The organism is Leisingera sp. CC-HEC093, assembly GCF_059429195.1.
Map to the genome: position 1 here is coordinate 1,089,691 of NZ_JCAIJR010000001.1, position 19,186 is coordinate 1,108,876.

A 19,186-nucleotide genomic window follows, 5' to 3' on the forward strand; every position below is an offset into this window, starting at 1 on the left:
GACTGTTACTTGCAATGTGTTTGGCGGTTGCTGGGTTCATAAGTCCAGCAACCGCGCAGACACCCGCCAAGGCGCTGTTCGGGGCCAAGCCGAATGCGTCGCAGCACCGTCCCGCGCCGTTCGGATCCTATTCCAAGGGCTGCGTCGCCGGTGCCGCGCAGCTGCCTGAGACCGGCCCGACCTGGCAGGCGATGCGGCTGAGCCGCAACCGCAACTGGGGCCATCCGGAAGCGATTGACTTCATCAAAGACCTGAGCCGCGCAGCCTCCCGTCAGCGCGGCTGGAAGGGGCTGTACATCGGCGACATCAGCCAGCCGCGCGGCGGGCCAATGCTGTCGGGCCACCGCAGCCACCAAATCGGGCTGGACATCGACATATGGATGCGGCCGCCCGACCGGCTGAACCTCAGCCGCAACGCGCGCGAGAACATCTCCTCGATCTCCATGCGCCGGGCCAAGGGCGCCTATGTGAACTCCAGCTGGACGCGGGCGCATCACGAGATCCTGAAAGCCGCGGCGCAGGACAAGCGGGTGGCCCGGATCTTTGTGTTTCCCGGTGCCAAGGTGCAGATGTGCAACGACGAGAAGGGCAACCGCAAATGGCTGCGCAAGATCCGGCCCTGGTGGGGGCACCACTATCACTTCCACGTGCGGCTGGCCTGCCCGCGGGGCGCGCGCGGCTGTGTTGATCAGGACCCGCCGCCCAGGGGAGACGGCTGCGCCGATGCGCAGCAGTGGGTGAACAACATTCTGAACCCGCCGCCGCCGAAACCGGTTGACCCGAACGCACCGAAGCCTAAACCGAGACGGGATTACACCCTTTCGGACCTGCCCAATCAATGCGCTGCCGTTCTGCAATCAAACTGATCCTGGCTGTTGCCGCCGCTGCCGGAGTGGCGGCGGCAACTTTTGCGGCCAACCGCCCGGTGGCGGCGGCAGGGACGGCGCAATTTCTGGGCAGCTACACCTGGAAGCTCAGGCAGCCCTGGTTTGGCGGCTTTTCGGCGCTGAAGATCAGCGCGAGCGGCACCGAGATGACAGTGCTAAGCGACCGCGCCACACTGGTGACAACGGATATCGAGCGCCATCAGGGCCGGATTTCCGGCATTGCCGCGCGCGCCGCCCATGGGCTGCGCTCCTCTACCGGCAGGACCCTGCGCGGCGCTGCCGGCGACAGCGAGGGCCTGGCCATCGCGCCGGACGGCAGCCGCTACATCTCTTTCGAGGGCATCGCGCGGGTGGCCCGTTACCGTCAGGCGCAAGACCGGGCCAAGGTGCTGCCGAGACCCAAGGCGTTTCGCAAGCTGCCGGTCAACAAGTCGCTGGAAACCCTGGCCATCGATTCCCGCGGCCGCCTCTATACCCTGCCGGAACGCGCGTTCGACAAACACGGTCAGATCCCGGTCTGGCGCTGGAACGGCCGCCGCTGGTCGCGCCCCTTCAGCCTGCCGCCGCGCGGAGGCTTCCTGCCGGTGGATGCGGATTTTGGCCCTGACGGGCGGTTCTACCTGCTGGAACGCGACTTGACCCTGCTTGGCTTCCGCAGCCGTCTGCGCCGATGGGACATCGCTGCCGCAGGCCCGGTGAATGAAACGCTGCTGCTGCAAACCGGCCCCGGCATCCACGACAACCTGGAAGGCCTGTCTGTCTGGGCCGACGGCACAGGGCAGCTGCGCGCGACCATGGTATCAGACGACAATTTCCTGCCGGTGCAACGCACCGAGCTGGTGGAATACGCCCTGCCCCGCTGACATCTGCCCCGGCACCGCGGCAGCGGCGCCCTGCCCAACCGCCAGGGGCATTCGCAGATAGCACCCGGCGCGGACGGGAGCCTTTCCCTGCCCCTTCCGGACCGGAAAACTTGCACGGCAGCCCGGCGCGCGATAAAGGGGCCGGTCTTTTGCCGCAGCAGAGCCTGCTTTGCGGCCCCGAAACAAACGGATCTTGCGCATGACCCGCTCGCACATTCCCGGCATTCTTGCCATGGCCGCCGTGGTGGTGGCCTCCAACGTCCTGGTGCAATTCCTGTTCGGAAATTGGCTGACCTGGGGCGCCTTCACCTATCCGGCGGCCTTTCTGGTGACCGATGTGATGAACCGCGTCTACGGCGCCGCCGCCGCACGCAAGGTCGTCGTGGCGGGCTTCATAACCGGAGTGATCTGCTCGCTCATCGGCACTCAGGTGATGCTGCAGGGCGATGGCTTCTCTTACCCGGCAGTGACGCTGCGCATTGCGCTCGGCTCCGGCCTCGCTTTCTTGACAGCGCAGATGCTGGACGTCGCCATCTTCTCTGCCCTGCGGACCGGCAAGTGGTGGCGGGCGCCGCTGGCCTCCACCCTGATCGGCTCCTCCGTGGACACCGCGATCTTCTTCACCGTCGCCTTTTCCGTCTCGCTGGCCTGGATCGAACCGGCCAACGATGTCTCCTGGGCCGGCGACATGCTGCCTCTGATCGGGCAGGGGCCGGTGGCGCCTTATTGGGTCTCGCTGGCGTTTGCCGATTGGCTGGTCAAATTGACGCTGGCGATGCTCGCGCTTGTGCCCTTCCGCATCATCGTGCGTAAGCTCTCCGCAAAGACCACATGATTTTGTTTTGACATCTGCCGAATCTGTGGCAGGCTGGGCTTACACGAAACATCAGAAAGGAGGTGCCCATTGTCTAGAGAAGCTATGGAGAGCAGTACCGGAACAGTTCAGAAGGAGTGCGGCCGAGGCAGCCCTTGGTACGTTTAGACCACTGAATTGGTGCTGACCTAACCGGTGCACCTCCTATCATCTCGAAGGGCTGTTCCCCGCGTGTGGAACAGCCCTTTCGATTTTGAAAGACCCGCCCGCAAGGCAACAAGACCATGATTCGCATCAACGAGAATATCACCCTGCAGGACTGGGAAATGACCGAGAGCTTTATCCGCGCCTCGGGCCCCGGCGGGCAGAATGTGAACAAGGTGGCGACCGCTGTCGAACTGCGGTTTGAGGCCGCCCGCTCGCCCGCGCTGGCGCCTGCGGTCAAATCGCGGCTGAAGCGGCTGGCAGGCCGCCGCTGGACCAAGGACGGCGCGATCATCCTGCAATGCGACGAGACCCGGTCGCAGCAGAGGAACCGCGAGATTGTGCGCGAGCGGCTGGCGGAACTGGTGCGCAAGGCGCTGGTGGCGCCCAAGCGGCGCATCGCCACCAAGCCCACCCGCGGCTCGGTCAGGCGGCGGCTGGAGGCCAAGAAGCAGCGCGGCGATCTGAAAGCGACGCGCGGTAAGATCGACCCGGATTGACACCGCGGATTGCGCCCAACGCGCATGCGGCCCATGCTGACGCCGAACAGGTCGGGAGGATATATCATGCGGCTGGACGGAAAAACCGCCATCGTGACTGGCGGCGCTTCGGGCTTTGGCGCCGGGATAACCCGCAAGTTCCTGACGGAAGGCGCCCGGGTGATGATTGCCGACATCAACGGCGCCGCCGCAGAGGACATGGCGGCGGAACTGGGCAGTAATGCCATTGCGCAAACCGTGGATGTTTCGGACAGTGCCTCGGTCACTGCGATGGCAGAGAAGGCGCTGGCAGCCTTCGGGCAGTTGGACATTCTGGTGAACAACGCAGGCGTCACCCACCTGCCCGCCCCGCTGGAGGAGATCAGCGAGGAAGACTTTGACCGGGTGATGGGCGTCAACGTGAAGTCGGTCTACCTGACCGCCCGCGTCCTGGTGCCGCATATGAAGGCAAACAAACGCGGCGCGATCCTGAACGTGGCCTCCACCGCCGGCGTGTCGCCGCGCCCCAACCTCAACTGGTACAACGCCTCCAAGGGCTGGATGATCACCGCCACCAAGACCATGGCGGTGGAACTGGCCCCTCACGGCGTGCGGGTCAACGCGATCAACCCCGTGGCGGGGGAAACGCCGCTGCTGAAGTCCTTCATGGGCGAGGACACCCCGGAAATGCGCGCCAAGTTCCTGTCCACCATCCCGATCGGCCGGTTTTCAACGCCGGAGGACATGGGCAACGCTGCCTGCTTCCTGTGCTCGGACGAGGCCGGCATGGTAACCGGCGTCGCGATGGAAGTGGACGGCGGGCGCTGTATCTAGCTCCCCTGTTTTCATTTTTCCAGAAAGTACTCCCGCCGGAGGCAGCGCGCGCCAGCGCGCTTCATTCAGAAAAAGGACATCCCGCCATGCTCCCCGGCCCCAGGAACCTGATCACTGACGTCCCCGGCTTTCTGGTTGGCAACGCCCAGGACGCGGCACTGAAGTCCGGCACCACGGTGCTGACCGCGGACGCGCCCTTTACCGCATCTGTTCATGTGATGGGCGGCGCGCCGGGAACGCGGGAGACAGACTTGCTGGCGCCGGACAAATCCGTGGCCCGGATCGACGCGCTGGTGCTGTCGGGCGGCTCTGCCTTCGGGCTCGACGCCTGTTCCGGTGTGATGGACGCATTGCACGCGGCGGGCCGCGGCTTTCCGGTCGGGCCGGCGCGGGTGCCGCTGGTGCCCGGAGCGATTATCTTTGATCTGCTGAACGGCGGTGACAAGACGTGGGGTGAAAACCCCTACCGGGCCTTAGGCCGCGCAGCCTTTGAATCGGCAGCAGAGGATTTCGAGCTGGGAACCGCGGGCGCCGGCACCGGCGCCCTGACCGCGATGCTGAAGGGCGGGCTGGGCTCTGCCTCCTTGGTGCTGGAAAATGGCGTCACCGTGGGCGCGCTGGTGGCGGCCAATCCGCTGGGCGCCGCCACCACCCCTGGGGAGCGGCATTTCTGGGCCGCCCCGTTTGAAATCGGCAATGAGTTCGGCGGCATTGGCCCTGATCCCGCGGCCGGCCTGGGCCGCAGCCTGCCAAGCCGCAAGATCGAGGCGATCCAGAAACTGGGCGGCGCGCCGCTGCCACCGGAGCGCGCCAATACCACCATCGCCATCGTTGCCACTGATGCCGCACTAACCAAGGCGCAATGCCAGCGGCTGGCCACCGCAGCGCATGACGGCATCGGCCGCGCCATCGTACCTGCGCATTCCCCCGGCGACGGTGATCTGGTCTTTGCCGCCAGCACCGGCGCGCGGGCATTGGACGCACCAGACGCGGAACTGGGAACCCTCTGCCATGCCGCTGCGTTGTGCCTCAGCCGCGCCATCGCCCGCGCGGTCTATCACGCCCGTCCGGAATTCGGCGACCTGCTGCCCTGCTGGACCGCGCCTTGAAACACCGCAGCTTCCCGCCGGAACTTTGATGCGCGTCAAACTGCCGGTTGACACTGCCGGGTAATAAATCATGAGTCACACCTGCCAACTCATAGACTGGAGCAAGCAATATGAAACCTCTTTTGACTGCCGCCATTTTCGGCCTCCTCGCCGCCCCTGCCTTTGCCGAAGGCGATCCGGCCAAGGGCGAGAAGGGGTTCAACAAGTGCAAGTCATGCCACATGGTCGTGTCCGACTCGGGCGACGTGATCGTTAAGGGCGGCAAGACCGGCCCGAACCTGTGGGGCCTGGCGGGCCGCCAGGCAGGCACAGCCGAAGGCTTCAAATACAGCGATGACCTGGTCGCCGCAGGCGAAGCCGGCCTGGTCTGGGATGAAGAGAAATTTGTGGCCTTCACCGCCGATCCGCGCAAATTCCTTCGCGCGGAAACCGGCGACGACAAAGCCAAGTCGAAAATGTCCTTCCGCCTTAAGAAGGGCGGCGAAGACATCTTTGCCTTCCTGGCCAGCAACGGCCCCGCCCCGGCGGAAGACGCCGCGGCAGAGGAGGCCGCAGCTGAAGAAGGTGCGGAAGCGGCCACCGAATAAGCCGGTCCCTCCGGACTGACCCCACAAAGCCGCGGCATTTTCGCCGCGGCTTTTCGCGTAATTGCTTTCCGTGCCGGCAATCGTTAGCGGTAGTTGCTATGCCCGCCTGAATGCGGCAGGCCGCAGAACAAAAAACCGTCACGGACACAGCATGAGCCATATGATCCCCGCCTGGGTGAACGGTGAATTGACACCGGTTGACAAACTGGCCGCGCATGAGCGCGGGCTGAAGCACAAGGCGGTTTCCGTCTTTGTGGTGAAGGGTTTGGAAATCCTGATGCAACGGCGGGCGATGGGGAAATACCACACCCCGGGCCTCTGGGCGAACACCTGCTGCACCCATCCGAATTGGGATGAACAGCCCTCGGCCTGCGCAGTGCGCCGGATGAATGAGGAGCTGGGCCTGACCGGTCTCTATCCCGAGTTCCGCCACCACTTGGAATACCGCGCCGATGTCGGCAACGGCTTGGTTGAGCATGAAGCGGTGGATGTGTTTCTGGCCCACGCCCACCGGCCGCTGCGGATTGCTGCAAACCCGGATGAGGTGATGGAAACCCGCTGGGTCGACTATCACGACCTGCTGGCCGAGGTCAGCCGCCACCCCGAGCGCTTCACCCCCTGGCTGAAGATCTACCTGCACAACTACGCCGACGTGATCTTTGGCCCTGACCTGATTATCGGCGGGCGGCGCTGACCACTCTCCCTCCCTGCCTGCTTGCTCCGCTGTACACACCGTGGTTATCTGCGCACGCAATCAGGGAGTACACTTATCATGTCCATCCTCATCGCAGGCGGCGGCATTGCCGGGCTGACCCTGGGGCTGACGCTGCATCAGATCGGGGTGCCGTTCCGCATCTTTGAGGCCGCACGGGAGCTGAAGCCGATGGGGGTTGGCATCAACCTTCAGCCCAACGCGGTGCGGGAACTGTACGATCTGGGGCTGAAGGCAGAGCTGAACGCAATCGGCGTCCGGACCCGGCAGCTGGGGTTTTACAGCAAGCTGGGCAAGACCATCTGGGAGGAGCAGCGCGGCACCGGTGCCGGCTATGCCTGGCCGCAGTATTCGGTGCACCGGGGCGAATTGCAGATGATGCTCTATCGCGCTTTAGTGGCGCGTGCCGGCCCGGAAAGCATCGAGGCCGGTGCCCGGGCAGCAGGGTTTGAAAATACGGGCGGCGGCGCGGCGCTGCTGCTGGCGGATGGGCGGCGGATTGAGGGATCGCTGGTTGTGGCGGCGGATGGCATCCACTCCGCCCTGCGGGGGCAGATGGAACCGGATGAGGGCGCCCCCATCTGGAACGGCCGCATCCTGTGGCGGGGCACCACCCGGGCGCCCGAATTCAAGGGCGGCGCGGCGATGGCGATGATCGGCCATGACCATCTGCGACTGGTGGCTTATCCAATCTCCGCACCGGATGCTGAGGGCTGTGTCACGATGAACTGGATTGCGGAAAAGAGCTTTGACCCCTCTGCGCCCTGGCGGAAAGAAGACTGGAACCGGCCTGCGGACATCCAGGAGTTCCTGCCAGATTTCGAGGATTGGCGGTTTGATTGGATCGACGTGCCCGCCCTGATCCACGGGGCGGAAGTGGTCTATGAATACCCGATGGTGGACCGCGACCCGCTGGTGCACTGGACCCATGGCAACGTCACTCTGATGGGCGACGCCGCGCATCCGACCTACCCGGTGGGATCGAACGGCGCCAGCCAGGCCATCGTGGACGCACGGGTGATTGGCGCAAATCTGCTGGAACACGGCATCAGCGCCGCCGCGCTCCAGGCTTACGAGGCAGAGGTGCGCCCTGTCACAACGGCGGTGGGCCTCGCCAACCGCGCAGGCGGCGGGCCGGACGGGGTGCTGCAGCGGGTCGAGGACCTGTGCGGCGGCGACTTTGCAGACATCAGCGAGGTGATCCCGCAGGCAGAGCTGGCCGCCCATGCTGCCAAGTACAAATCGATTGCGGGCTTTTCCATAGAGGAGCTGAACGCCCGCCCTGCAACCATCCCCGCAGGCGCATGCGTCAGCTGAAGCACGCCGACGGCCAGCCGCGGGTTAAGGGCGGCGCAGCCGCCGTGCCGCAGGCGCGGATAGCCGGCCACACACTCGGCTAGGCGCGTTTAGGTGCAGGCCTGCACTTAAACCGCTTCTCAGCAAAAACGAAAACGCCGCGCAAAGCGCGGCGCCACGCCCAACTGTGAGGTGCATTCTGCGAATGCGGCGGAGCAGGCGGGAGGTGCCCAGCCCTGCCCTGTTTCGCAGCGCTCAGACCCCGATCACTGCCTGCACCGCACGCTGCCAGCGGGCATAGGCAGCCTGCCGCGCCGCGGGCTGCATCAGCGGCGAGAACTGGCGGTCGAGCTTCCAGGTGTCGGCAAAGCCGGTCTGGTCCGGATAGATCCCGGCCCGCATGCCCGCCAGCCAGGCGGCGCCAAGTGCTGTGGTCTCCTGCATAACCGGGCGGTCGACGGCGGCGCCCAGCAGGTCCGACAGGCTCTGCATCGTCCAGTCACTGGCGCTCATGCCGCCATCGACGCGCAGGGTCACGGTGTGGTGGCTGTCGTCCTCCCAGTCGGCGCGCATCGCCTCATAGAGATCGCGGGTCTGGTAGGCGACGCTTTGCAGCGCGGCGCGGGCAAATTCCGCTGGTCCGGAGTTGCGGGTAAGGCCGAACATACCGCCGCGGCATTCCGGCTCCCAATAAGGCGCACCAAGGCCGGTGAAGGCGGGCACCAGGATCACGTCCTGTCCCGGGTCGGCGCGCAATGCCAGCTCGCCGGATTCAGCCGCCTGTTCGATAATCCCCAGCCCATCCCGCAGCCATTGCACCGCGGCACCGGCGATGAAGATCGAGCCTTCCAGCGCATAGGTCGGCTTGCCGTCCAGCTGATAGGCAATGGTGGTCAGCATCCGGTTCTTCGACACCACCGGTTCATCTCCGGTGTTCAGCAGCGCGAAGCAGCCCGTGCCATAGGTGGATTTCATCATTCCCGGCTGAAAACAGGCCTGGCCGATGGTGGCGGCCTGCTGGTCGCCGGCCACGCCCAGGATCGGAATCGCACCGCCCAGAATCTCCGGATCGGTGGTGCCGAAATCGGCAGCGCTGTCCTTCACTTCAGGCAGCATCTGCTGCGGCACATCCAGAAGATCGCTGATGGTGCGGCTCCAGCGGCCCTTGCGGATGTCATACATCAGCGTGCGCGCAGCGTTGGTGGCGTCGGTCACATGCGACGCGCCACCCGTCAGGCGCCAGATCAGGAAGCTGTCGACGGTGCCGAACAACAGATCCCCCGCCGCGGCGCGGTCGCGCGCGCCCGGAACGGTGTCGAGGATCCATTTCACCTTGGTGCCCGAGAAATAGGGATCGAGCAGCAGCCCGGTGCGGTCTGCCACCATCTCTGCGTGGCCTGCGTCCCGCAGCTGCTCGCAAATAGATGCTGTGCGGCGGTCCTGCCAGACAATGGCGTTGTGGATCGCCTTGCCGCTAGACTTGTCCCAGACCACTGTGGTTTCGCGCTGGTTGGTAATGCCGATGCCCGCGATATCCGCGGCGGAGACATCCAAATCCGCCATCACCTTGCGGCAGACCGCGACGGTGGTGTCCCAGATCTCCTCCGGGTCATGCTCCACCCAGCCCGCTTGCGGATAATGCTGGGTGAACTCCTGCTGTGCGGTGCCCGCGACCTGCATGCCTGCATCAAACAGGATTGCCCGGGTCGACGTGGTGCCCTGATCAATTGCCAGAATATAGGTCATCGGCTGCCCTCCAGTCTCCTCTGACCGGGGACAATAAACGCAAAGGTGCTACCGCTACCAGCCCCTACTAAGAATTTAGTTTAGGAACTGCGATATTGTCGATCAGCCGGATGCCATTCATCCAGGCCGCTGCCAGCAGGCGGGCCGGCCGGGTTGGGGTCTCCATTGCCTTCAGCGTTTCGGCGCAGCGCAGGTCGAAGTATTCCACATCACCGAATCCTGCATCTGCCAGCGCCTGCCGCGCGGCGGCCTCCAGCGGTGCCCAGGGCTCGCCTGCCGATGCCTTGGCTGCGGCCTCGCGCATGGCTGCATTCAGGGCCGCGGCCTTGGCCAGCGCGTCCTCCGACAGGCGCAGGTTGCGCGACGACATGGCGAGGCCCGACGGCTCGCGCACGGTTTCACAGCCAATAACCTCAATCGGGATGTCCAGATCGCGGGCCATGCGGGTCACCACCATCAGCTGCTGGTAGTCCTTCTGGCCAAAGAACGCCTTGTCGGCGCCGGTCTGCAGGAACAGTTTGGCGACCACCGTCGCAACGCCATCGAAATGACCGGGGCGGAAAGGCCCTTCCATTACAGCGGTGATGCTGCCGCCGACAGAGACATTGGTGGCATAGCCGTCCGGGTAAATCTGGTCCGGGTCCGGGACATAGATCAGGTCAACGCCATAGGGGGCGAGCTTTTCCGCATCCTCATGTTCGGTGCGCGGGTAGTTCGCCAGATCCTCCGGGTTGTTGAACTGCTTGGGGTTCACGAAGATGGTGACGATCACGCGGTCGCAAGCCTGTTTGGCGGCTTCGACCAGCGACAGATGGCCCGCGTGCAGCGCACCCATGGTCGGCACCAGGCCGATGGTTTCGCCATTGCTGCGCCAATTTCCGGTCTGGGCGCGCAGATCGGCCAAGCGGCGCAGGATCGGAGCGGTCATGTCAGCAGTCATCGTTTGGACGGCGCCTGGTCGGCGAAGACATGCTCTGCCGCTGGGAAGCTGCGCGCACGCACTTCCGCGGCATATTGGGAAATCCCTGCCTCTGCCAGCGGGCCAAGATCCGCGTAGCGTTTGACGAACTTAGGTTTGAAGGCGGTGAAGAAGCCCAGCATGTCATCCACCACCAGGATTTGCCCGTCGCAGCCGGCGCTGGCGCCGATGCCGATGGTGGGAATCGCCACCTCGGCGGTGATCTTGTCGGCCAGTTTCTGCGGCACTTTCTCCAGCACCACGGAAAACGCCCCGGCATCCGCCACCGCGCGGGCATCTGCCAGCACAGCGTCGGCCTGCGCATCGCGGCCCTGCACCTTGTAGCCGCCCAGCGTGTTGATCGACTGCGGCGTGAGACCAATGTGCGCCATCACCGGGATGCCGCGTTTGACCAGAAAGCGGATAGTCTCTGCCATCTCGACGCCGCCTTCCAGCTTGACCGCCGCGCAGCCGGTTTCCGCCATCAGCCGGGCGGCGTTGCGGAACGCCTGCTGCGGGCCTTCCTCGTAGGAGCCGAAGGGCATGTCGATCACCAGCATCGCCTGGCTCAGCCCGCGTGCCACAGCCTGGCCGTGCAGTATCATCATCTCCATCGTCACGCCCAGGGTCGAGGTCAGCCCGTGCAGCACCATGCCGACGCTGTCGCCGACCAGCACGAAGTCACAGTGCTTGTCCATCAGCCGCGCCATCGGCGTGGTATAGGCCGTCAGGCTCACCAAAGGGGTGCCGCCCTTGCGGGCCCGGATGTCTTCGGCGTTGGGCGCCTGTTTCTTGGCTGTTGCGCTCATGGCTTCCTGTCCGCAGTTCGAATAGCGCCCGGATTACCAATTAACGCCGCGTGCTTCCAGTGCGCGAAATGCCGCCCGGCCTTGATTACGTTTGGGAAACAGGGAAACTCGTTTCCAATAGGCGCCGTTTCCAGGCCCGCAGATTGCACAGAGGGAGATTTCAGATGGCCTTCAGATCCATTGTCTTTGCCGCCGGTTCCGCGCTGGCCCTGATGGCGGGCGGCGCCTGGGCCAAGGATAGCGTTACCATCGGCCTGCAGCTGGAACCGCCGCATCTGGACCCCACCAGCGCCGCGGCGCAAGCCATCGACTCGGTGGTTTACAGCAACATCTTCGAGGGGCTGACCCGGTTCATGGGCGACGGGTCGGTGGTGCCTGGGCTGGCGGAAAGCTGGGAGATTTCCGGCGAGGGTACCGTCTACACCTTCAAGCTCCGCGAGGGTGTGACCTTTCACGACGGCAGCGCCATGGACGCAGAGGATGTGAAATTCTCGCTCGACCGCGCCCGCGCCGAGGACAGCACCAACGCGCAGAAGGCGCTGTTTGAGGGGATCACAGCGGTGGAAGCGGTGGACCCGCAGACGGTGCAGATCACGCTGGAGGCGCCGAACGGCAGCCTGCTGTTCAACCTGGCCTGGGGCGATGCGGTGATCGTGGCGCCGGATAGCGTTGAGGACATCAAGACTAATCCGATCGGAACCGGTGCCTATACGTTCCAGGAGTGGGTGCAGGGCGACCGCATAACGCTGGCGCGCAACCCGGACTACTGGGGCGATCAGCCTGCGCTGGCCTCTGCTACCTTCAAGTTCATCTCGGATCCGACCGCTGCGTTTGCTGCAATGATGGCCGAGGACATTGACGCCTTTGACAACTTTCCAGCGCCGGAAAACCTGCCCCAGTTCGACGCCGATCCGCGGTTCCAGGTGCTGGTGGGGTCGACCGAGGGTGAGACGATCCTGTCGACCAACAACAAGCAACCGCCGTTTGACGACATCCGGGTGCGGCAGGCAGTAGCCCATGCCATCGACCGGCAGGCGATCATCGACGGCGCCATGTTCGGCTATGGCACCCCGATCGGCACCCATTTTGCACCGCACCACCCGGCCTACAAGGATCTGACCGGCATCTCCGCCTATGACCCGGAGCAGGCCAAGGCGCTGCTGGCCGAGGCAGGTTTTGCTGACGGATTCGAGACCACCCTGCACCTGCCGCCGCCCTCCTATGCCCGGCGCGGCGGAGAGATCGTTGCCGCACAGCTGGCCGCCGTGGGCATCAAGGCAGAGATCATCAACGTCGAATGGGCGCAATGGCTGGAAAGCGTGTTCCGCGGCAAGAGTTTCGGGCTGACCATCATCAGCCATACCGAGCCGATGGACATCGGCATCTATGCCCGGCCTGACTACTACTTCCAGTATGGCAGCGAACCGTTCCAAGGGCTGATGGCCAAGCTAAACACCACCACCGACCCGGATGCCCGCACCGCAATCCTGCAGGAGGCGCAGGAGATGATCGCGGCGGATTATGTTAACGGCTACCTGTTCCAGCTGGCGAAACTGGGGGTGGCCAAGGCCGGGCTGCAGGGGCTGTGGGAGAACGCCCCCACGGCCGCCATCGACCTCAGCGCGCTCAGCTGGGCGGAATGACGATTACTTTTAGCCGCCAAGGGCAGCGCCCGTCCCGGCGGGGTGGGAAGCGAAGCGCCCGCCCCGTGGGGGGCGGGACAGGCGCTGCCCGGCCTGCGGCCAGGCGGAACTAAAGCCCCCGTCTCGCCCGCAAGAAGGCAACCCGCTCCCGGATTTCCTGCCGCACTTCCCCGCCGCGCGGCTGATCCCGCAGCGTTGTGAACCAGTGCACCGGCGGGTTGCGGCCCAGCCGGTTGCCGTTGAACTCCAGCCCGCGCAGAACCGTCTTACCGGCCGCAGGCAAATGCTCTGGCACTTCAAACCCGTTCAGCGTGGCCCAGACCCCGGTCCAAAGCCGCCCGACCGACCACGGGTTGTAGCCGCCCCCGCCCAGCACCAGATACCGCGGTGCCATCCCCATCAGCGCCCGCACCACCGCCCAATGCGCATTGTTCGACAGGTCCAGATGCGGCAGCGGGTCCTCTGTCACCGCATCGGCCCCGCACTGCAGCACGATGGCATCCGGCTGAAACGCCTCCACCGCCGGCAGGATCAGTTCATCCCGGATGTGCGCCATTTCATCATCATTGAAGCCGCGCGGCACCGGCAGGTTCAGGGCAGAGCCGCCCGCGTCCTCCGTCAGCAATCCGGTCTTGGGCCAGAGGTTTTCCTCATGCACCGAGATCATCAGAACATCTGCGTCGCCGACAAAGCCATGCTCAACCCCGTCGGAGTGATGCGCGTCAATGTCCACATAGGCGATCCGCAGCGCGCCGTGATGGCGCAGGGACAGCATCGCCAGCACCGGATCGTTGAGATAGCAAAAGCCGTTGGCCCGGTCCGGCATCCCATGATGGGTGCCGCCTGCAGGGTTATAGACGATGCCGCCCCGTGCCAGCAGCTCCCCCGCCAGGATCGAACCGCCAGCGGCGGTGGCCGGGCGGCGGAAAATCTCCCGGAACACCGGGTTGGAGATGGTGCCGAGATGATGCCGCGAACGGACCTCCGCGCTCACCTCCTGCGCCGCCTCCGCAGCTTGCAGCGCGGCGACGTATTCGGGCGTGTGCCAGGCGGTAAGCGCTGTTGGCTTGGCGCGGGGTGAGTTCACATAGACCTCATCCGGCAGCCAGCCCAGCGCGCGCGACAGGTCCATCACGGTTGAAACCCGCGGCACCCGCAAGGGATGAGTGCGCCCATAGGACGATCCTCGGTAAATTTCCGATCCGATGAACAAGGGGCGGGACAGCATGGCACCGTGATAGCCTGTTTCCGTCCGCTGCCAAAGAGCCCGCCGGGCGCCATTGGCCCGTTTCCGGACAGATTGCGCACAACCTTCTGACGCCGCGCATTTTTTATTGCCTGGGGCTCGTTTCCCTATGCCCGCCACTGGACCCGCCCGCCGCGCGCTCCTAACGTGGCATTCATGCTGCGTTATGCCCTGAAACGCCTGTTGTCGCTTGTTCTTAGCCTGGCTGTTGCCTCGCTGGTGATCTTCCTCGTGGTAGAGGTGGCGCCGGGCGACCCGGCTTCCTTTATGCTGGGGGTCAATGCGCAGCCCGATACCGTCGCCGCGCTGCGCACAGAACTGGGGCTGGATCAGGGCAAGCTGGCCCGCTACCTGTCTTGGGCGGCGGGCATGCTAAGCGGCGATTTCGGCACCTCCTACACCTACCGCACGCCGGTTGCGGGGATGATCGCGGACCGGCTGTGGGTATCGCTGCCGCTGGCGCTTTATGCGCTGACACTGTCGACCCTCATCGCCTTTCCGGCAGGCATCTATGCCGCCGCCCGCCGCGGCAAACCCGGCGATATGACAGTGACCGGCGCCACCCAGCTGGGGGTTGCCGTGCCGAACTTCTGGTTTGCGATGATGCTGGTCCTGATCTTTGCCATCAACCTGCGCTGGTTCGGCGCGGGCGGGTTTCCGGGCTGGGAGGCAGGCGTCTGGGCCGGCCTTCATGCGCTCACCCTGCCCGCCATCGCGCTGGCACTGCCGCAGGCGGCGATCCTGACCCGCGTCATGCGCTCTGCCCTCCTGGACATTCTGGATGAAGATTTCATGCGCACCGCCCGCGCTAAGGGCCTCAGCCGCCGTCAGGCCCTGTGGCGGCACGGTGTACGCAACGCCCTGATACCAGTGCTGACCATCATCGGCCTGCAGTTTTCTTTCCTGCTGGCAGGCGCCATCATCATTGAGCAGGTGTTTTATCTGCCCGGCCTCGGGCGGCTGGTGTTCCAGGCGATTTCGTCGCGTGACCTGATCGTGGTGGAAACGGTGGTGATGCTGCTGGTCTTTGCCGTCATTACGGTGAATTTCCTGGTCGATCTTGCCTATGCACTGGTCGACCCGCGGCTGCGGAGCCGGACATGACCCGCAACCTGATCCTTGGCGCTGTTCTGTCCTCGCTGGTGCTGCTGGCAGCAACAGTGTCGTTTGTCTGGACGCCGTTTGACCACGCGGCCATGAACATCCCCGCCAAGCTGCAGACGCCCAATGAACAGCACTGGCTGGGCACCGATCATTTCGGGCGCGACCTCATGTCGATGATCATGGTTGGCGCCCGCACATCGATTGCCGTGGCGCTGGTGGCGGTCGGCATTGGTATGGGCGCAGGTGTGCCGTTGGGGCTGACGGCGGCGGCACGCAAGGGGTCTTGGCTGGATGAGGGGATCATGCGCGGCAACGATCTGGTCTTTGCCTTCCCGTCGCTGGTGATCGCCATCCTGATCACCGCCGTTCTGGGCGCAGGTGCCGTCAACGCCATCATCGCCATCGGCATCTTCAACATCCCGGTCTTTGCCCGCATCACCCGCGGCGCGGCGCTGAGCCTTTGGGAACGGGAGTTTATCCTGGCTGCGCGGGTGGCCGGCAAGGGCGCGGCCAGGATCTCAGCCGAACATATCCTGCCCAATGTGATGAACCTCCTGATCGTGCAGGGCACCATACAGTTCTCTCTGGGCATCCTGGCGGAAGCGGGCCTTTCATACGTCGGCCTGGGTGCCCAGCCGCCCACTCCCAGCTGGGGCCGGATGCTGGCCGACGCGCAGACCATGGTCAGCTTCGCCCCGCATCTGGCGCTGGTGCCGGGCATGACGATCATCCTGACCGTGCTGGGGCTGAACCTGCTGGGCGACGGCTTGCGCGACTGGCTGGACCCGAAGCTGAGGGTGGCGCGCACATGACGCTTTTGGATGTCACCAGCCTGTCGCTGAACATTGGCGCCTTCCAGGTGCTGAAGGATGTCTCCTTCCATGTCGATCCGGGCGAGATTGTTGCCGTCACTGGCGAGAGCGGCTCTGGCAAGTCGATGACCGCGCTGGCAGTGATGCAGCTGCTGCCGAACACGGCGAGGACCCGCGGCTACATCACCCTGGAGGGCACCCAGCTGCTGGACCAGTCCGAGGACCGGATGTGCGCCATCCGCGGCCAGTCCGCCGGTATGGTGTTTCAGGAGCCGATGACCGCGCTCAACCCCGTGAAGACCATCGGCGCGCAGGTGATGGAAACCATCCTGATCCACAAGGCGATGCCGCGCGCGCAGGCCGAGGTCCGCGCGCGGGAGGTGCTGGAGCGGGTCGGCCTGCCTCAGGAACGCTTCCCGCTCAGCCGCTATCCGCATGAACTGTCAGGCGGCCAGCGCCAGCGGGTGGTAATTGCCATGGCCATCGCCCTGCGCCCGAAACTGCTGATCGCGGATGAGCCGACAACCGCGCTGGACGTGACCACCCAGGCACAGATCCTGGAGCTGCTGAAGGACTTGGTGCTGGACTACGGCATGGGGCTGCTGATCATCACCCATGACCTGGCGGTGGTGGCAGATCTGGCCGACCGGATCGTCGTCATGCGCCACGGCGAGGTGGTGGAGACCGGCCATACCGGCTGGCTGTTGCGCAACATGCGCCACCCCTACACGCGGATGCTGTTTGAAGCCTCGAACCATCAGGTGGCTCTGCCGGAACCACCCGTGCCGGCGCCGCTGCTGGAAGTCAGGAACGCAGTGCGCGACTACAAGACCCCGCGCACCTCTCTGTTTGCCAAACCCGGCAGCTTCCGCGCGGTGAACGATGTCTCCTTCACCCTGAACCGCGGTGAGCGGCTGGGGCTGGTGGGTGAGTCCGGCTGCGGGAAATCGACCCTAACACGGGCCATTCTCGGGTTGGAACGGCTGCAGGGCGGGGAGATTCGCCTGGATGGGGAGCCGGTGACGACTCAGCTTGATCCGGCGATCCGGCGGAAAATTCAGGTGGTGTTTCAGGACCCCTACGGCAGTTTCAACCCGCGCCACCGGGTGGAACGGCTGATTACCGAACCGTTCCATACCTTGCCCGATCCCCCCGCTGGACCGGCGCGCCGGGAGCTGATTGCCGAAACCCTGACCGCCGTCGGGCTGACACCGGAGGATGCGGGCAAATACATCCACCAGTTCTCCGGCGGGCAGCGCCAGCGCATCGCCATAGCCCGCGCCCTGATCACTCGGCCGGAGCTGATCATCTTTGACGAGGCGGTCTCAGCCCTCGACGTCTCTGTCCGCGCCCGCATTCTTGACCTGCTGGCAGAGCTATGTGCGGCCTACTCCCTCACCTATCTGTTCATCAGCCACGATCTGAGCGTGGTGCGCACGGTCACCGACCGTTGCCTGGTGATGCAGCGGGGCGGGATCGTCGAGCAGGGCAAAACCGAACAGGTCTTCGCCAACCCTCAGCATCCCTACACCCGCCAGCTGATCGCCGCAGCGCCGGTGCTGCCTGAAATCTCCGATCCCGAAAGGAACCCCCAGCATGTCTGATCCCCTCTGGTTCGATCCCGCGCTCTGCCTCATTGGCGGCAAGTGGCTGCCCGCGGCCAGCGGCGGCACCCTGCCGCTGGTGAACCCTTCGGATGGCAGCGAGATCTGCCGGATCGCGCGCGGCGGTGCGGCGGATATTGAGGCCGCAGTGCTGGAGGCAGAGGCAGCGCTGGACGGTGCCTGGGGCCGGATGACCGCCCTGGAACGGGGCCGCATCCTGACCCGCATCGGCCAATTCGTGCTGGAGCGGGTGGAATTGCTGGCCGCGATTGAGGCGATGGATGTAGGCAAGCCGCTGAGCCAGGCCCGCGCCGATGCGGTGGCGCTGGCGCGCTACTGCGAGTTTTACGGCGGCGCAGCAGACAAGGTGATGGGGGAGACCATCCCCTATCTCGATGGCTACACCGTCTATACCCTGCGGGAGCCGCATGGGGTAACGGGGCATATCGTACCGTGGAACTATCCGATGCAAATCATCGGCCGCTCGGTGGGTGCGGCACTGGCGATGGGCAATGCCTGCGTGCTGAAGCCCGCCGAGGAGGCCTGCCTGACCGCCCTGGCCTTTGCCCATATTGCCATGGAGGCCGGGTTGCCCGCGGGTGCGCTGAACGTGGTGCCGGGACTGGGGGCAGAGGCCGGCGCAGCGCTGGCGGGGCATCCTGGCGTGCATCACATCTCTTTCACCGGGTCGGTGCGCACGGGCGCGCTGGTACAGCAGGCGGCGGGGGCCAACGTGGTGCCCGTGACGCTGGAGCTGGGCGGCAAGTCCCCGCAACTGGTGTTTGACGATGCCGATCTGGATGCGGCCCTGCCGTTCCTGGTGAACGCAGGGATTCAGAACGCGGGCCAGACCTGCTCAGCGTCTTCGCGCGTCCTGGTGCAGCGCGGGGTTTATGAAGATGTGAAGACGCGGATGGCAGCGGCCTATGGCACGCTGACCGCGGGGCCGGCACCAGAGGATCTGCGGATGGGGCCGCTGATCTCTGCCCGGCAGAAACAGATTGTCGAGGGCTATCTGGAACAGGGGGCGGACCTGCCGGTGGCGGCGCGGGGTGCGATTGTGTCCCACGCTCCGGAGAGCGGTGCCTATGTGCGCCCGACGCTGTTTGCCGATGTGCCGGAGAATCATGCGCTGGCGCGGGAAGAAATCTTTGGCCCGGTGCAGGTGCTGATACCGTTCGAGACCGAAGAAGACGCCCTCCGGATCGCTAATGCCACCGACTACGGTCTTGTCGCCAGCGTCTGGACCCGCGACGGAGCGCGGCAGATGCGGCTGGCAAAACGCCTGCGTGCGGGGCAGGTGTTCATCAACAACTACGGCGCCGGTGGCGGAGTGGAGCTGCCATTTGGCGGGGTTGGGAAATCCGGCCACGGGCGGGAAAAAGGCTTTGAGGCGCTGTATGGTTTCTCGCAGCTGAAGACCGTGGCGGCGCACCACGGGTAGGCCGGGAATTTAGGTCAGCACAGTTACCCCAATGT

18 protein-coding genes are annotated in these 19,186 nt (G+C 65.0%); 14 read left to right on the plus strand and 4 right to left on the minus strand.

Annotation, left to right across the window (positions count from 1 at the left end; genetic code table 11):
* Positions 1-14: 14 nt before the first annotated feature.
* The 9 genes from mepA (at position 15) to AC5STB_RS05235 (ending at position 7,806) form a co-directional block, all read left to right on the plus strand.
* A complete protein-coding gene (mepA, locus tag AC5STB_RS05195) occupies positions 15-866 on the plus strand; it encodes a penicillin-insensitive murein endopeptidase (RefSeq protein ID WP_495444560.1) in 852 nt (283 codons plus the stop codon).
* Positions 839-1,750 carry an esterase-like activity of phytase family protein gene (locus AC5STB_RS05200; protein ID WP_495441916.1) on the plus strand — a complete coding sequence of 304 codons (912 nt, stop codon included), beginning with the start codon at positions 839-841 and terminating at the stop codon, positions 1,748-1,750. Before mepA ends, AC5STB_RS05200 begins: the two co-directional genes overlap by 28 nt.
* A gap of 199 nt (positions 1,751-1,949) precedes the next feature.
* Positions 1,950-2,585 (plus strand): queuosine precursor transporter, encoded by a 636-nt coding sequence (locus AC5STB_RS05205; RefSeq protein WP_495441917.1) that lies wholly within the window; start codon positions 1,950-1,952, stop codon positions 2,583-2,585.
* Between the two features lie 263 nt (positions 2,586-2,848).
* Complete coding sequence (arfB, locus tag AC5STB_RS05210; RefSeq protein ID WP_495441918.1) at positions 2,849-3,268, plus strand: alternative ribosome rescue aminoacyl-tRNA hydrolase ArfB; 420 nt, start codon at positions 2,849-2,851, stop codon at positions 3,266-3,268.
* A gap of 66 nt (positions 3,269-3,334) precedes the next feature.
* Positions 3,335-4,081 carry an SDR family oxidoreductase gene (locus AC5STB_RS05215; protein WP_495441919.1) on the plus strand — a complete coding sequence of 249 codons (747 nt, stop codon included), beginning with the start codon at positions 3,335-3,337 and terminating at the stop codon, positions 4,079-4,081.
* Positions 4,082-4,167: 86 nt separating this feature from the next.
* A complete protein-coding gene (locus AC5STB_RS05220) occupies positions 4,168-5,190 on the plus strand; it encodes a P1 family peptidase (protein WP_495441920.1) in 1,023 nt (340 codons plus the stop codon).
* A 110-nt stretch (positions 5,191-5,300) separates the two neighbouring features.
* Complete coding sequence (locus tag AC5STB_RS05225; RefSeq protein WP_495441921.1) at positions 5,301-5,777, plus strand: c-type cytochrome; 477 nt, start codon at positions 5,301-5,303, stop codon at positions 5,775-5,777.
* A gap of 151 nt (positions 5,778-5,928) precedes the next feature.
* Positions 5,929-6,471, plus strand: a complete 543-nt coding sequence (idi, locus tag AC5STB_RS05230; protein WP_495441922.1) for an isopentenyl-diphosphate Delta-isomerase — start codon at positions 5,929-5,931, stop codon at positions 6,469-6,471.
* 78 nt (positions 6,472-6,549) lie between these two features.
* On the plus strand, positions 6,550-7,806 hold the full coding sequence (locus tag AC5STB_RS05235) for a flavin-dependent oxidoreductase (RefSeq protein WP_495441923.1): 1,257 nt from the start codon (positions 6,550-6,552) through the stop codon (positions 7,804-7,806).
* A 234-nt stretch (positions 7,807-8,040) separates the two neighbouring features.
* Here the strand turns inward: AC5STB_RS05235 and glpK are convergent, their stop codons facing one another.
* From glpK to panB, 3 genes are all read right to left on the minus strand, one after another.
* Positions 8,041-9,531 carry a glycerol kinase GlpK gene (gene glpK, locus AC5STB_RS05240; protein ID WP_495441924.1) on the minus strand — a complete coding sequence of 497 codons (1,491 nt, stop codon included), beginning with the start codon at positions 9,529-9,531 and terminating at the stop codon, positions 8,041-8,043.
* A 67-nt stretch (positions 9,532-9,598) separates the two neighbouring features.
* Positions 9,599-10,459 carry a pantoate--beta-alanine ligase gene (gene panC / locus AC5STB_RS05245; protein WP_495441925.1) on the minus strand — a complete coding sequence of 287 codons (861 nt, stop codon included), beginning with the start codon at positions 10,457-10,459 and terminating at the stop codon, positions 9,599-9,601.
* Between the two features lie 8 nt (positions 10,460-10,467).
* A complete protein-coding gene (gene panB, locus AC5STB_RS05250; RefSeq protein ID WP_495441926.1) occupies positions 10,468-11,298 on the minus strand; it encodes a 3-methyl-2-oxobutanoate hydroxymethyltransferase in 831 nt (276 codons plus the stop codon).
* 164 nt (positions 11,299-11,462) lie between these two features.
* Between panB and AC5STB_RS05255 the strand changes: the two genes are divergently transcribed.
* Entirely contained in the window at positions 11,463-12,941 is a 1,479-nt protein-coding gene (locus tag AC5STB_RS05255; protein WP_495441927.1) for an ABC transporter substrate-binding protein, read from the plus strand.
* A 109-nt stretch (positions 12,942-13,050) separates the two neighbouring features.
* On the opposite strand, the gene AC5STB_RS05260 is transcribed toward AC5STB_RS05255, so the two are convergent.
* On the minus strand, positions 13,051-14,169 hold the full coding sequence (locus tag AC5STB_RS05260; RefSeq protein ID WP_495441928.1) for an acetoin utilization protein AcuC: 1,119 nt from the start codon (positions 14,167-14,169) through the stop codon (positions 13,051-13,053).
* A 174-nt stretch (positions 14,170-14,343) separates the two neighbouring features.
* Between AC5STB_RS05260 and AC5STB_RS05265 the strand changes: the two genes are divergently transcribed.
* From AC5STB_RS05265 to AC5STB_RS05280, 4 genes are read left to right on the plus strand one after another with little or no spacing between them, the layout of a single operon-like run.
* Positions 14,344-15,291, plus strand: a complete 948-nt coding sequence (locus tag AC5STB_RS05265) for an ABC transporter permease (protein WP_495441929.1) — start codon at positions 14,344-14,346, stop codon at positions 15,289-15,291.
* Entirely contained in the window at positions 15,288-16,103 is an 816-nt protein-coding gene (locus AC5STB_RS05270; protein WP_495441930.1) for an ABC transporter permease, read from the plus strand. Before AC5STB_RS05265 ends, AC5STB_RS05270 begins: the two co-directional genes overlap by 4 nt.
* Positions 16,100-17,707 (plus strand): ABC transporter ATP-binding protein, encoded by a 1,608-nt coding sequence (locus tag AC5STB_RS05275; RefSeq protein WP_495441931.1) that lies wholly within the window; start codon positions 16,100-16,102, stop codon positions 17,705-17,707. Before AC5STB_RS05270 ends, AC5STB_RS05275 begins: the two co-directional genes overlap by 4 nt.
* Complete coding sequence (locus tag AC5STB_RS05280; protein WP_495441932.1) at positions 17,700-19,151, plus strand: aldehyde dehydrogenase family protein; 1,452 nt, start codon at positions 17,700-17,702, stop codon at positions 19,149-19,151. The genes AC5STB_RS05275 and AC5STB_RS05280 overlap by 8 nt, the downstream gene beginning before the upstream one ends.
* Positions 19,152-19,186: the final 35 nt, after the last annotated feature.

Bases quoted from the DNA above. Each gene is read 5' to 3' on its own strand.
- mepA (WP_495444560.1), top strand. From the start codon at position 15: ATGTGTTTGGCGGTTGCTGGGTTCATAAGTCCAGCAACCGCGCAGACA.
- AC5STB_RS05200 (WP_495441916.1), top strand. From the start codon at position 839: ATGCGCTGCCGTTCTGCAATCAAACTGATCCTGGCTGTTGCCGCCGCT.
- AC5STB_RS05205 (WP_495441917.1), top strand. From the start codon at position 1,950: ATGACCCGCTCGCACATTCCCGGCATTCTTGCCATGGCCGCCGTGGTG.
- arfB (WP_495441918.1), top strand. From the start codon at position 2,849: ATGATTCGCATCAACGAGAATATCACCCTGCAGGACTGGGAAATGACC.
- AC5STB_RS05215 (WP_495441919.1), top strand. From the start codon at position 3,335: ATGCGGCTGGACGGAAAAACCGCCATCGTGACTGGCGGCGCTTCGGGC.
- AC5STB_RS05220 (WP_495441920.1), top strand. From the start codon at position 4,168: ATGCTCCCCGGCCCCAGGAACCTGATCACTGACGTCCCCGGCTTTCTG.
- AC5STB_RS05225 (WP_495441921.1), top strand. From the start codon at position 5,301: ATGAAACCTCTTTTGACTGCCGCCATTTTCGGCCTCCTCGCCGCCCCT.
- idi (WP_495441922.1), top strand. From the start codon at position 5,929: ATGAGCCATATGATCCCCGCCTGGGTGAACGGTGAATTGACACCGGTT.
- AC5STB_RS05235 (WP_495441923.1), top strand. From the start codon at position 6,550: ATGTCCATCCTCATCGCAGGCGGCGGCATTGCCGGGCTGACCCTGGGG.
- glpK (WP_495441924.1), bottom strand. From the start codon at position 9,531: ATGACCTATATTCTGGCAATTGATCAGGGCACCACGTCGACCCGGGCA.
- panC (WP_495441925.1), bottom strand. From the start codon at position 10,459: ATGACCGCTCCGATCCTGCGCCGCTTGGCCGATCTGCGCGCCCAGACC.
- panB (WP_495441926.1), bottom strand. From the start codon at position 11,298: ATGAGCGCAACAGCCAAGAAACAGGCGCCCAACGCCGAAGACATCCGG.
- AC5STB_RS05255 (WP_495441927.1), top strand. From the start codon at position 11,463: ATGGCCTTCAGATCCATTGTCTTTGCCGCCGGTTCCGCGCTGGCCCTG.
- AC5STB_RS05260 (WP_495441928.1), bottom strand. From the start codon at position 14,169: ATGCTGTCCCGCCCCTTGTTCATCGGATCGGAAATTTACCGAGGATCG.
- AC5STB_RS05265 (WP_495441929.1), top strand. From the start codon at position 14,344: ATGCTGCGTTATGCCCTGAAACGCCTGTTGTCGCTTGTTCTTAGCCTG.
- AC5STB_RS05270 (WP_495441930.1), top strand. From the start codon at position 15,288: ATGACCCGCAACCTGATCCTTGGCGCTGTTCTGTCCTCGCTGGTGCTG.
- AC5STB_RS05275 (WP_495441931.1), top strand. From the start codon at position 16,100: ATGACGCTTTTGGATGTCACCAGCCTGTCGCTGAACATTGGCGCCTTC.
- AC5STB_RS05280 (WP_495441932.1), top strand. From the start codon at position 17,700: ATGTCTGATCCCCTCTGGTTCGATCCCGCGCTCTGCCTCATTGGCGGC.